We start from the raw sequence: 12790 nt of genomic DNA, 5'->3' as shown, positions 1-12790 counted from the left end.
GAGATTTGAGAGAGAGGGTAAGTCGGGATTTGGTGACCAACCGGAAGGCAAGACACGATTACCATATTCTAGAAACTTATGAAGCCGGCATTGCACTTTCCGGGACCGAAGTAAAATCTTTGAGGGAAGGCAAGGCCAATTTGAAGGACAGCTTTGCGCGGGTGGAAAAGGGGGAGCTTTACCTCTACAACATGCACATAAGCCCGTACGAGAAGGGAAACATACACAACAAAGACCCATTAAGGCCAAGAAAGCTCCTGATGCACCGCAAAGAGATAGACAGGCTCTACGGCCTTGTAAAAGAAAAAGGAGTGACGCTGATACCCCTTAGGGTTTACTTGAACGAAAGGGGTCTTGTAAAGGTCGAATTGGCGGTCGCTAAGGGAAAAACGTTGTACGACAAGAGGGAAGATATAAAGCGCAGGGACGCCCAGAGGGAGATGGAGAAAGCCTTAAAGGAGTATTACAGATAAGGTTATTAGGTAGGCACCGTACAGGGTGCTTTTTTTATTTTATATATTGAATTTATTATCTTCAATGCGGTAAAATAAAAAATATCAACCTTTATGTATAATTAAAATAAATAAGTAAAAGTTATGCATCAAAAGTAAAGGAGGTGTATTAGTTATGGATTTAAAAGATAGAATAGTTAAATTTCTGGACGATATAAAAAGCGAAATTTTTGAAGTGTCCGACGAAATATACAATAATCCAGAGCTGGGAAATCAGGAGTTTAAAGCATCCAGACTTTTGAAAGAGAAAATAAGTAAGTACGGCTTCTCTGTGGAGGAAATAGAAGGATTGCCCACGGCTTTTGTGGCACGAAAAAAGGGCCGTAAACCCGGTTGCAGAGTGGCTTTTCTTGCCGAATACGATGCGCTCCCTGAAATAGGCCATGCCTGCGGTCACAATTTAATAGCCGCTGCAAGCTTTGGGGCTGCTGCAGCATTGGGCGCGATGAGCGAAGAACTTTCCGGCGAAGTGCTATTGATAGGTTGTCCTGCAGAGGAAACTAACGGGGCAAAAGTGATACTGGTCGAAAAAGGCGTTTTTGACGAGGTCGATGCAGCTATGATGGTTCACCCTGGCAACAAAACGACGGTGTATTCCACGTCCCTGGCTATGGAGGCGCTGGAGTTTGAATATGAAGGAAAGGCGGCCCATGCGGCAGCAGCGCCTCATCTGGGAATAAATGCCTTAGATGCGGTTATTCTCCTTTTTAACGGGATAAATGCTTTAAGGCAGCAGCTGAGACCGGACGCTAGAATTCACGGAATAATTACGGAAGGGGGGAAGGCCCCCAACATAATCCCGGACAGGGCCGTTGCCCGCTTTTACGTGAGGGCGAAGGACAAAAAGTACATGCTGGAAGTAAAAGAAAAGGTCATAGCCTGCGCAAGGGGAGCAGAGTTGGCAACGGGTGCGAAGCTTTCCTATAGAAATTTCGAGTTGGGATTCGACAATCTGGTGACAAACCGGACCATGGCCGATGCGTTTAAGGTAAATCTTCAAAAACTGGGATGCGAAGATATTAGCGAAGAAGAAGAGGGTATAGGTTCTACGGACATGGGAAATGTTAGCCAGGTAGTTCCGGCGATTCATCCCCATATTGCTATAACCGAAGGCAACGTTTCGGCCCATTCGGTTGAATTTTTGAAAGCCGCTGGCTCCGAAAGAGGCAAGCAGGCCGCACTGGTTTCAGCAAAGGCTCTGGCCCTTACGGGGTTGGATTTGATGACCGACGAAGAATTGATGAGAAAAGTAAAGGAAGAGTTTGAAAAAACTGTAAAATAAAACTTGCAAGGGGAGGTATTTTTATGGAAGGCGGTAAAAGAAAAAGATTCAGCATCCCTCATACTTTTACCATATTGTTTGCCCTGATCGTTATTGCCGCAATTGCTACATGGATTATTCCTGCGGGGCAGTACGACAGGGTGGAAGACCCTGACACTAAAAAAATGACGGTCATTCCCGATTCCTTCAAATACGTTGAACCCTCGCCTGTTGGATTTTTTGATACATTTGTGGCTGTTCAAAAGGGTATGGTAGATGCGGCATCTATAATATTTTTTATCTTCATAGTTTATGGGTCTATTTACATAGTTCTAAAAACGGGCGCGCTAGACAGCGCTATATATTACCTTATAAAGCGATTCAAGGGAAAGGAACAGATCGTGATCCCCATAACGATGTTTATCTTCGGTTTGGGCGGGGCTATCTTCGGAATGTCCGAAGAGACGCTGGGATTCATCCCTTTAATGGTGTCCTTTGCCATAGCCTTGGGTTATGATGCCGTTGTTGGAATGAGCATGGTTTCTCTTGGGACCAATACGGGGTTTTCTGCGGCTTTCTTAAACCCCTTTACCATAGGGGTTGCCCAGGGTATAGCAGACCTTCCTCTTTATTCCGGATTGGGATTCAGGGTTTTGAACTTCGTCGTTTTTGAATCGATCGCCGTTTGGTGGACTTTGCGTTACGCCGCCAAGGTCAAGAAAAATCCTTCGGCAAGTCTTGTGAAGGATATGGATTATTCCAGCTTTAAAATCAACGTGGGTGAAGCGGAAAAAGAGTTTACCGGCCGCCAGAAGGTAATTTTATCGTTAGTTGGAATTACGATAGCTGTTTTGGTCTACGGGGTGTTGAAATTAGGTTGGTACATTGACGAACTTGCGGGACTTTTTCTGATAATGGGTATAGCTTGCGGATTCGTAGGAGGTTTTAGTTCCAGCAAGATAGCCGAGTACTTTGTGGAAGGATGTAAAGAGGTTATTTCCGGGGCTTTTGCGGTAGGTTTGGGCAGGGGAATTTTAATAGTCATGAATCAGGCAAAAATAACGGACACCATCGTTCATGCCCTTTCCCAGCCCTTGCTTTCGTGGCCCAAGTGGATAGCGGCCGAGGGGATGCTCTTTGTTCAAACTTTAATTAGTTTCCTGATTCCTTCCGGAAGCGGCATGGCTGCGGTTACCATGCCTATAATGGCGCCGTTGGCTGACGTCCTGAATATTACGCGGCAGACTGCCGTTTTAGCATACCAGTACGGCGATGGTTTTTCCAACATATTGTGGCCTACCACTCTTTTGCCCGTAATATGCGGCATTGCAAAGGTTCCGATGGACCGCTGGTGGAAGTACTACGCCCCGCTGTTCGTTTTAATGCTGGTTGTACAGATGATCTTCATAGCAATAGCCGTGGCTATAAATTACGGGCCGTTTTAAAAAACTTATAAATGCGGTATGAACGAAAAGCAAAAGGCAGGTGCCGTATGGATGGTGCCTGCCTTTTTAAAGTCCATTCAATGGGTCGACATAGGTACGGTGATTTAGGTTTGAACAGATTTAGGAAAGAAGGTATAATAGACATCGACGAAAAAATTATATTTAAGCATAACTAGAAAATTGCGGAGGAAGGAAATAATAAAATAAGTCGCTTCAATGAAAGGAGGCAGGAGCATGCGGGTTATTTTTAAGATGCCGTTTAGAAGGGAAGTAGAAGTCAAGGGCATAAAGACGGTGAAGCAGCTGGCCGAAGAATTAAACTTCAGCCTCGAATCCAATCTGGTATTGAGGGATGGCAAAATGCTGACACCTGACGAAAAGCTAAACGAGGAAGATGTGGTTGAAGTGCTTTCGGCAATATCCGGAGGATAAAAGGAGGGATTTGAGTGCGCTGTCGTCGGTGCGGAGAAAAGGCCGAGATATACTTGAAAAGGCACAACACGGCTTTTTGCAGCAGTTGCTTTCAGGTCTACTATTCTGAACAGGTAAAGCGGAACATTAAGAGGGAAAAAATGTTTAAGCCCAATGACCGAATCCTGGTGGTGGTGTCCGGCGGGAAGGACAGCATGGCTTTATGGCATATATTATTAAAATTGGGATACAACGTAACCGGCATGTACATCAACCTGGGTATATGCGGGTATTCCGACAGGTCACAGGAAGTTGTAGAACGATATTCTCAAGCAAACAACGCGCCGGTTATAATAAAAAACATCGAAAAAGAATACGGCTTTAGCATCCCGGCCTTAGCCCGGGAAATCCGCCGCAGCACCTGTTCTTTATGCGGGACGATAAAAAGGTACCTTTTTAACAAGGTGGCGTTAGACGGCGGATTTGACGCGGTGGCAACCGGTCACAATCTGGACGATGAGGCGGCAACTCTTCTCGGAAATGTACTGAGCTGGCAGGAAGGGTACCTGGCCAGGCAGTCGCCGGTGCTACCGAGCACCCATCCCAAGCTGGTAAAAAAAGTAAAGCCTTTATATACATTGACCGAACGGGAAAATCTCGCCTACGTATTGTTCAACGGTATTGAATTCATCCACGAGGAGTGCCCTCATGCTTTAGGTGCGAGTTCGATATTGTATAAAGAAATCCTTAATAAATTGGAAGATGAAAGCCCCGGCACGAAACAGCGCTTTCTTACCAATTTTTACAAGAAAGGAAAAAAATTCTTTGAGAAATATTCGGAACCCGTTAAATTAAATGAATGCAAGATATGCGGCCAGGTGACCACAGCGGAAATTTGCTCCTTCTGCCGACTAAGGCAAATGGCGGAAAAGAAGAAAGTTGATTCAATGCCGCAGGAAGGCGAAGACTTTTAAAAAAAGAATTTGAAAGTGGCGATATGATGGCTGAGGTGCTTACACTTCTCGTTTTTTCGCTTTTACTTTTATTTTGTATAGTAAAAAACGTATCGGTTTTGATTGCACTTTTTGCAGGATTGGTCCTTTTTACGATTTATGCTCTATACCGGAAATTTACCTTTGGAGAAATTTTGCGGATGATGCTTGCCGGCGTAAAAGAAGCCCGAACCATCCTCATCGTATTTTCTCTAATCGGAATGCTCACTGCCCTTTGGCGAGCCGGCGGCACCATTCCTTTTATCATCTATCATACCGTGTCGGTGATAGACCCCAAATTTTTTGTTTTATTTTCCTTCCTTTTGTGTTCGCTGGTGTCTCTTCTGACCGGAACGGCCTTTGGGACGGTCAGCACCATGGGAATTATCTGCATGATGACGGGAAAAGCCTTGGGCATTCCGGATTTTTATTTGGGCGGAGCCATCTTATCTGGCATCTTTTTCGGCGACAGATGTTCTCCGATGTCATCGAGTGCCCTATTGGTAAGCGAACTTACCAGGACCAATATTCACAGGAACATAACTAACATGATGAGGACATCGATAATACCTTTTATACTGGCTGTAACCTTTTATGCCGTTACGGGACGCTTGGAGAGCAGCCCGCAGGTTACCGGGGAGAAACTCTCGTTTTTCGCGCAAAGTTTTAATTTAACCCCATGGGTGCTCCTGCCTGCAGCGGTCATAATATTTCTCACCCTGCTGCGGCTTAACATAAAAGTGACGATTCTTTGTAGCATTATAGCAGGCATCCTGGTGAGCATATTTTGCCAGGGGATGAGCGTTTACGAACTGATAAGATGCATGCTGATAGGGTATCGCTCCGGAAATGCAAAACTTGCCGAATTGATGGACGGAGGCGGCATTGCTTCAATGTTCCAAACGATGCTTATAATTGCAATTTCTTCTTCTTATTTCGGCATCTTCCGCAAAACCAATTTACTGGACAAAATAAAACAATGGAGCTTCATGGTGGCCCGGCGCAGCACCAATTTTGCCGCAGTTTTAGTGGTTTCTGTTATAACAGCGGCTTTAAGCTGCAATCAAACCCTTGCCACGATGCTTACCTACGAGATAACAGAAAAGATGTTCAAAGACCGTGAAAAACTGGCCGTTTTCCTGGAAAATTCGGTTATCGTGGTCAGCGCCCTTATACCGTGGAGCATCGCTGCGGCTTTTCCTCTCACAACCATAGGCGCACCTAAAAGCAGCATTGTTTACGCCGTATATTTATATGCGCTGCCGTTGTGGAATCTTGTGATGTCTTATGTGGATTCCCGGCGGGGCGATAAAAGCGTAATCTAAAAATAAAAACCCCCTTTGCCAACCTAAAGGGGGTTTTACTGTTCGTGATTTTAAATTTTGGTAGCCCTACGGGGACTCGAACCCCGGTTTCCGCCGTGAGAGGGCAGACGGAAAAATTTGCTAATCCCATTCTTTCAACCCTTGAACTGTCTCGGTTTCAAGGGTTGTTTTTTGTCTGAAATTCAGGGTTTCCGGATTAACCCCTTTGTTTATTCTATTCGACACTTCTTATCAAATTCCTGCTCAAGTGGATGAGTTTTTTAAAAACGGCTTTATTTTTGAATCCTCATGTTTTTCCCCTATAACCCGTAATCCCTTCTTCCGTGCCAACTTCACGTATTCCTCTGCACTTATCTTCCCCCGAAGGAAAGCCTTATACAATCTTTGGGCCTCTTTCTCTTGGGAGGGGTCATATTTTTTAGCCTTTTTCCTGCACTCAGGCGAACAATACACTTGCCTATAGTCTTGCGTGGGGGACTCTGCCACAAAGAGACTTCCGCAAGTTTTACAGAACTGGGCCGGAATATCATTTTGCACGCAATACAGTATATCGGCCCATACGAGAGGGAGAATCCAGCGGCTTGAATAACGGTATCCGATAGAACGGCTGTAATTTTTGATAAAGAACAAATCTTTAATAACGTATGGCGTGCCTTCTATTTCGATTGGCCTAGTTATTGGCTTTTTGGGAGGCTTTGAATACGGAACTATCTCGGTTGAAAATTCTTTTTGCCGAATCATAAGACAATACCTCAAAAACTCCATTGAATCAGACACAAACATCCGGTAAGGCGAAAAGTCTATATCCGAAGCGGGTAAAATATAGTCCCCTCTATCATGGGCGGTATTGCTTGCGAATAGCAAGAAACGCTTTTTCGGTGAAAGTTTAGAATATTTCTCGTGTAATTCTTTAGGTGCATTTTCAGGGAGAAAAGGGACTTTCTTATTGACCGGTGCTTGTAACCACAATTTAATTGCCTTCCGGATAGCTTGGATTTCCGCCTTATAACTTTCTTCCGCCGTTTTTCCTTCAATCTCAACCGGTGGGCCTAAAACCTCAAGGCCTATTTCCTCACCAATCAATCCACTGACAAACTCTTGGGGCGTTGCACTTTGCAGGAGCATTGCTGTGAGGTCTAATAGGTGCAATTTCAAAATTGAACTCCCTGTAGTAATAATTTCCGTGCCTTCTATGCTGTCCATCCCTTCCAAATCTTCAACAACGAAAAAAGCCTTCCTGCTTTTCTTCTCCAACGGCAAATAAATACTAAATTTTTTTCCAGAAACGTAAGTAGTAGACATAAAATTTTCAATCCTTTCTGACATTGATTCTTTTAGCTTTTCTTTATTGTCCAGAAAGTGCTATCATTTGCATTTTATATCAAACCTTTGATAAAGTCAAGAAGGGGAGGTGGAAATCGGCAATGGTAAGCAATTTGCGACTACTTCGAACCCGAAAAGGCCTGACTATTCGGGAAGTCTCCAAAATGCTTGGGATACCGGAAACCGAGCTATGTCGAATTGAAAAGGGGCAAGCCTATATTCCCCCAAAATGGAGACCAAAAATTGCTGACTTCTTCGGCGTCCCAATCTCCGAAATCTGCGATATTACTACCGGCTGGCCTGTCTTGGTAGACATGGAAATGCCGAAGCTCGTAAGGAAAAACATCTCCAAATAAAAAAAAGCCCTGAGAAGGGCTGTAAACGGAGGCGATATGATGGTCTTCAAGGTAGCTACGCCACAAGGAATTAAACGCATTGGCGAAGTTAAAGGGAACACCCTCATTAAACACGTCCAACGTTCAAAACATTTCCACCGCCGTTTCAAAGCATGGGGGATTCAAGCCGAGGCCATCCCTCGCCTTGAACGGCTGAGAGTGAAGCATATTTGCCTTGAGGTGCAGGATACCGGAGAAATTTTAATCGTGCCTCTCGAGGTTTTAAAGGCCCATGGATTCGCCTTTGACTTCGGCCATGGAAAGCAAATATTCTTGCGAGAAGAATACTGGAAAACCATCAATAACCGGCAATTGAGTTTATTTTAAGGATTGTGTAAGTAACTCGGAATACTAAAATATCAATTTCGATTTTAACACAAAAAAAACAAAGCAATCAAGAGAACAACTCTTTGGGCGTTCTATTTAGACGGAAATTTCTCGTAGGAGGAGAGCAAATGCCTATTACTGAATCTTCTCTGGTTAATTTCGCTTTGGAATACGCAAATATGGGGATGAAGGTAATTCCCATACCTTTGAAACAGAAAGCCCCTCTCATGAAAGAATGGCAAAAGCTACGTCTCACGGAGGAAGAAATCAGGCAACTATTCTCAAAGCCCTCGAACATCGGCATATTGCTTGGCGAACCTTCCGGTTGGCTAGTGGACATTGACCTCGACGACCCATTGGCCGTAAAACTGGCCCCTTACTTCCTGCCATTCACCGAAGCAGTCTTCGGCCGGGATTCAAAGCCTTGTTCTCATTGGTTGTATATCTGCTTTGGTGCAAAGACGACAAAATGGCAAGGCATTGATGGAGAAATGATTGTGGAGTTACGTTCTACCGGTTGCCAAACAGTATTTCCGCCTTCAATCCACCCCTCTGGCGAAACTATCACGTGGTATAAGGAAGGGCGACCCATCCAAATAAGCAGGGATGAACTTGAAAAGGCTTGTTCAAGGCTTGCAAGTGCTGTTTTGCTTGCCAAATATTGGCCCTCTCAAGGCACAAGACAGGATACGGCTTTGGCCCTTGCAGGTGGCCTGATTCGCCTCGGATTTAACGAAGAAGAAGCGGAAAGATTCATTGAGGCTGTAACCGTAGGAGCTGGAGACGAGGAAAGCAAGTCGAGGGTTAGGACGGTGCTTTACACTGCGAGAAAAGCAGGGAGCTCACCAACAACCGGTTGGAAGCGATTGAGTGAACTCGTTGGCGAGGAAGTAGTCTCCAAAGTCCTGGCATGGCTCGGATGGAAGAAGCAGGAGGAAGTTTTTGAAGACCCTCCAAAGAAGGAGAAAGAAAGGGAATCTCAGGCCCAAAGCCTTGTTAACCTTGCCTTATCCTCCGGCGTGGAACTCTTCCATACCCCCGACGGCAACGCTTATGCTACCGTGCCGGTTAATGGCCATAAGGAAACTTGGCCCGTATCCTCAAGGGGGAGCGGGCCTTTCCGGAACTGGCTAAGGAGGATATTCTTCGAGAAACACGGCAAGCCCCCCGGAAGTCAAGCCCTGCAAGACGCAATAGGAGTGTTAGAGGCAAAAGCTCAATTCGATGGCCCCGAATATCCGGTTTTCACGAGGATTGCGGAACATGACGGCAAAATATACATTGACCTTGCCAATGACACTTGGGAAGCGGTAGAAATATCACCGGTGGGCTGGAGGGTAATAAGCGACTGCCCGGTAAAATTCCGGCGTTCTAAAGGCATGTTGCCACTTCCCCACCCCGAAAGCGGAGGGAGTTTAGAAGAACTAAAACGGTTTCTGAACATCCCCGATGAGGATTCTTGGCGGTTGATGGTGGCGTGGCTTTTGGCGTCCTTGCGTCCAAAAGGGCCTTACCCTGTGTTGTTATTGCAGGGCGAGCAAGGGAGTGCAAAGTCAACCACGTCGAAGGCACTACGGGCATTAATAGACCCGAATACTGCCCCCTTGAGGACATGCCCAAAGGACGAACGGGATTTAATGATAACGGCAACGAATTCATGGGCCGTTAGCTTTGATAATTTAAGCGGTATTCCTGTATGGCTGTCTGACGCACTTTGTCGCCTTGCAACCGGTGGAGGATTCTCGACAAGGACGCTTTACGAAAACGACGAAGAAACTATATTCTCGGCCTGCCGTCCCATCATCGCCAACGGCATTGATGAGATAGCCTCAAGGCATGACCTTTTAGACAGGGCCATAATCATTCACTTACCACCCATACCGGAGGAAAATCGAAAGGACGAGGCCCAATTTTGGGCCGAATTCGAGAAAGCAAGGCCCAAAATTTTTGGGGCACTTCTCGACGCTGTTAGTGCAGGACTACGGAATATTGATAGTGTTCACCTCGACAAATTACCGAGAATGGCTGACTTTGCGAAATGGATAACCGCCTGTGAGGAAGCATTACCTTGGCCCTCGGGTGGATTTATGGAAGCGTATATGGGCAACCGAGAAGAAGCAATAGAGGTGGCCCTTGAGGGTGACATTGTGGCGGTGGCGGTAAAGAACTTACTCGAGGAAAGAGAAATATGGGAAGGCACGGCAAGTGAACTTTTAGAAGCGTTAGAAGTGTTTATTGACGATACAACGAAAAGAAGCGTCGCTTGGCCGAAGAACCCTAGGAATTTAGGGAATAGGTTGCGTAGGGTTGCGACATTTTTGAGGCAGGCTGGCATTGAAGTGGAGTTTTTACGAGAGGGACACGACCGACGGAGATTAATTAGATTAAAGAGGGAAAACGTTGTCCGCAATGTCCGCAACGTCCGCAATGACCTTCAAAGCTTTGAAAATACTGGGCTTGAGGTGCGGACGATATGCGGACAACGTGCGGACAATGCGGACGAAGTGCGGACAAAAAACGAAAATTCGTTGTCCGCAACGGAAACCTTGAAAGACAAGGGATTGATGGATGCATACAACAAAGCGGACAATGCGGACGATAAAATCCCCATTCAATCTAATGACATGCAAAACCACCTTTGGGATATTCTCCTTAAACTTGCAAAAGAGAACCACCCCGGAGCGTACGAACCGCTAAAGACCCTCCGCATAGCTGGAGTGACGTTGAGGAAATCGGGAAAAGGTTGGGGATTCAAAGCTAAAATAGGCGACCTATTTAACACAAAGCAAGACTTTGACGACTGGATTAGGCAGTATGTCACACCGCATAAACAGGCAATTAAAGACTTATTCGATAAGCTGGAAGAAGAAATAAATAATGTTAACTCCACTCCGGAGGTATGGGAATTATGATAACTCCTGAGGCCATCGTCGAGGAACTGGAGAGAAAGGGTGTAAAAATCACCGTCGCCGGGGACAAGCTACGGCTTGAGGCCCCGGCTGGCGTCCTCACTCCATCGCTGAAGGAACTCATAGCACGCAATAAGGCCCAAATCATCGAATGGCTAATGAATCCTACTACCGATTGCGGTGGCAAGGTGGTAAGGCTGTACCGTGCAAGACCGGAGTGCATGAAAGCCGGATACTGCTTGCGGTTTACGAATGATTGTGGCCTATTTCCTCTTACTTGGCGGTGGGGATGGTGCAGGGAAAGGGTAAGTATGGCAAGGCCCCAGAGAAAAGCACGGGGAGGGTAAGAAATTTTCACCCTTTACCCTGCTGACCCGCCGGGCCCTCGCTTGCGTGAAAAAATCCCTTATGAAAGTTAGGGTTGTCGGCATTACCGACGAGGCTTAAAAACGGAAACGGAAGTCAAATTTTTCGCTCTATCGCTAGGAAAATTTCAGGCGTCGCAAGACCCGTGTCTTTGCCCATCGTATAAGAACCTACCCTTGCTACCGGAGGGGATAGCAAATCTCTACGACGCCAAAGTGGAGACCGGCGAGCGGGGTAACGAAACCACGACCGCAAGTTTCACTGATTTTTTGGAATTTGCCACTTCTGCCTTGAATTTGCTTGCTTTCGCTGTTTTTTCACCCCTCCCCCCGGTGCTATAAAGACGGACACGCTGGAGACCGGGTGGGCCACCTCCAAAAACCCCGAAATGAACTTCTACACGAAGGGGGTTGAAAATGCTACGCACATTAAGGCCCATTGTTAAACGGATTGAGTATTACCTTTTCAATTACCCCACCTTGAAGGAGGAAATCGCAAAAGCGAAGGAAGACATATTTTCTCTCAAGGGCTACTGGCCCGACAGACCACCGGGGAAGAATCTTTCCAACCCTACCGAAAGGGCAGTAACTTTATACGAATCGAAGTATAGCGAAGCCGAAAAGTGGCTGGAGTGCATAGACAGGGCCTTGCGTATAGTAGAGGAAGAAGACCCTTCAAAGAAAAGACTGGCAGAACTGCGATATATAGAGGGCAAGAAGATTGAGGAAATAGCCGGGGAACTGCACATTGACCTTACGACCTGCTGGCGTTGGAGAGATGAATTTCTTACCCTTGTGGCCCTGCTTGCGGTAGAGGAAAGACTTATAAGCATTGAAAGGAGGCAGGAAACATGAGAAACCTACTTCAATTCGCTTTCTCGACCGCAAGGTATTCAATAGCACTTCTCAAATTCGGTGTTAGGATGTTGCAAAGGGCCTTTCGAGGTGATGAATATTGATACCTACCCACATTAAGCGTTTCTGCAAGGACGTATTAAGGCAATATCCCCTTATGAAGAAGGAACTTGCCACCCTTGAAGAAGAACGCAAGGCGGTTGCAGGTGCTATACCTTCTTCATGGCCTGCGGAAGTGAGAGTAAAGGCAATAGGCGACAGGACGGCCAATCAGGCTTTCCGGTTACTCAGGCTTGAAGAACGCTGGAGACAGGTTAAATTTTACGTTGAAGCGGTAGAAGATTTATTAGCATACCTCGACGAAGAAAAGCGAAAGCTTGTAGAAATGCACTTCTTCAATGAACTGCCACCGTGGAAAGTGGCTGAGGAACTCCACATTTGCGATAGGAAATTCTATCGCTTGCAGGCTGAAATTCTCGTGTTACTGGCCCATAGGCTGGGATTGTGACTCATTTTCCACCCCATGAACCGACTGCAAAATACTGCACTTACCAGAATTTGTATTGTCAAGGTTTGCTTATTCCCTTACACTGCGAACTTGTTAGGATTGCCTCTATGAATACGGAAACTTAACGCCATAGTGGTAGTATTCTCTGCTACTATGGAGCTG

Annotated in this window: 13 protein-coding genes; 12 read left to right on the top strand and 1 reads right to left on the bottom strand. The window is 46.0% G+C overall.

Annotated features, from left to right (window positions below):
- Positions 1–5 precede the first annotated feature (5 nt).
- The 6 genes from smpB to AN618_RS07475 all read left to right on the top strand — a co-directional run bounded on the left by smpB (position 6) and on the right by AN618_RS07475 (position 5946).
- Positions 6–473, top strand: a complete 468-nt coding sequence (gene smpB / locus AN618_RS07500; protein WP_066353601.1) for an SsrA-binding protein SmpB — start codon at positions 6–8, stop codon at positions 471–473.
- 154 nt (positions 474–627) lie between these two features.
- Positions 628–1794: a M20 family metallopeptidase gene (locus AN618_RS07495; RefSeq protein WP_066353600.1), complete on the top strand. Its 1167-nt coding sequence runs from the start codon at positions 628–630 to the stop codon at positions 1792–1794.
- A 23-nt stretch (positions 1795–1817) separates the two neighbouring features.
- Entirely contained in the window at positions 1818–3218 is a 1401-nt protein-coding gene (locus tag AN618_RS07490) for a YfcC family protein (RefSeq protein ID WP_066353599.1), read from the top strand.
- A gap of 234 nt (positions 3219–3452) precedes the next feature.
- Positions 3453–3650, top strand: coding sequence for a MoaD/ThiS family protein (locus AN618_RS07485; RefSeq protein ID WP_066353598.1), 198 nt, complete (start codon positions 3453–3455; stop codon positions 3648–3650).
- Positions 3651–3664: 14 nt separating this feature from the next.
- Complete coding sequence (locus AN618_RS07480) at positions 3665–4603, top strand: PP-loop family protein (protein WP_066353597.1); 939 nt, start codon at positions 3665–3667, stop codon at positions 4601–4603.
- A gap of 26 nt (positions 4604–4629) precedes the next feature.
- Positions 4630–5946 (top strand): Na+/H+ antiporter NhaC family protein, encoded by a 1317-nt coding sequence (locus AN618_RS07475; RefSeq protein WP_066353596.1) that lies wholly within the window; start codon positions 4630–4632, stop codon positions 5944–5946.
- Positions 5947–6189: 243 nt separating this feature from the next.
- On the opposite strand, the gene AN618_RS07470 is transcribed toward AN618_RS07475, so the two are convergent.
- Positions 6190–7206 (bottom strand): hypothetical protein, encoded by a 1017-nt coding sequence (locus tag AN618_RS07470; RefSeq protein ID WP_187694901.1) that lies wholly within the window; start codon positions 7204–7206, stop codon positions 6190–6192.
- A gap of 164 nt (positions 7207–7370) precedes the next feature.
- On the opposite strand from AN618_RS07470, the gene AN618_RS14160 reads away from it, so the two are divergent.
- The 6 genes from AN618_RS14160 (at position 7371) to AN618_RS07440 (ending at position 12628) form a co-directional block, all read left to right on the top strand.
- Positions 7371–7625: a helix-turn-helix domain-containing protein gene (locus AN618_RS14160; RefSeq protein WP_066353594.1), complete on the top strand. Its 255-nt coding sequence runs from the start codon at positions 7371–7373 to the stop codon at positions 7623–7625.
- Between the two features lie 39 nt (positions 7626–7664).
- Complete coding sequence (locus tag AN618_RS07460; protein ID WP_066353593.1) at positions 7665–7991, top strand: hypothetical protein; 327 nt, start codon at positions 7665–7667, stop codon at positions 7989–7991.
- A gap of 128 nt (positions 7992–8119) precedes the next feature.
- Positions 8120–10903: a bifunctional DNA primase/polymerase gene (locus AN618_RS12690; protein ID WP_083515117.1), complete on the top strand. Its 2784-nt coding sequence runs from the start codon at positions 8120–8122 to the stop codon at positions 10901–10903.
- A complete protein-coding gene (locus tag AN618_RS07450; RefSeq protein ID WP_157081667.1) occupies positions 10891–11247 on the top strand; it encodes a TubC N-terminal docking domain-related protein in 357 nt (118 codons plus the stop codon). Before AN618_RS12690 ends, AN618_RS07450 begins: the two co-directional genes overlap by 13 nt.
- Positions 11248–11682: 435 nt before the next feature.
- A complete protein-coding gene (locus tag AN618_RS07445) occupies positions 11683–12120 on the top strand; it encodes a hypothetical protein (protein WP_066353589.1) in 438 nt (145 codons plus the stop codon).
- 100 nt (positions 12121–12220) lie between these two features.
- Positions 12221–12628, top strand: coding sequence for a hypothetical protein (locus tag AN618_RS07440; protein WP_066353587.1), 408 nt, complete (start codon positions 12221–12223; stop codon positions 12626–12628).
- The last annotated feature ends 162 nt before the right edge of the window (positions 12629–12790 follow it).

The sequence above is a fragment of the Fervidicola ferrireducens genome (assembly GCF_001562425.1).
Taxonomy (GTDB): Bacteria; Bacillota; Thermosediminibacteria; order Thermosediminibacterales; family Thermosediminibacteraceae; genus Fervidicola; species Fervidicola ferrireducens.
Note: the sequence above shows the minus strand (reverse complement) of the source record. Positions and strands in the feature narration are given on the sequence as shown.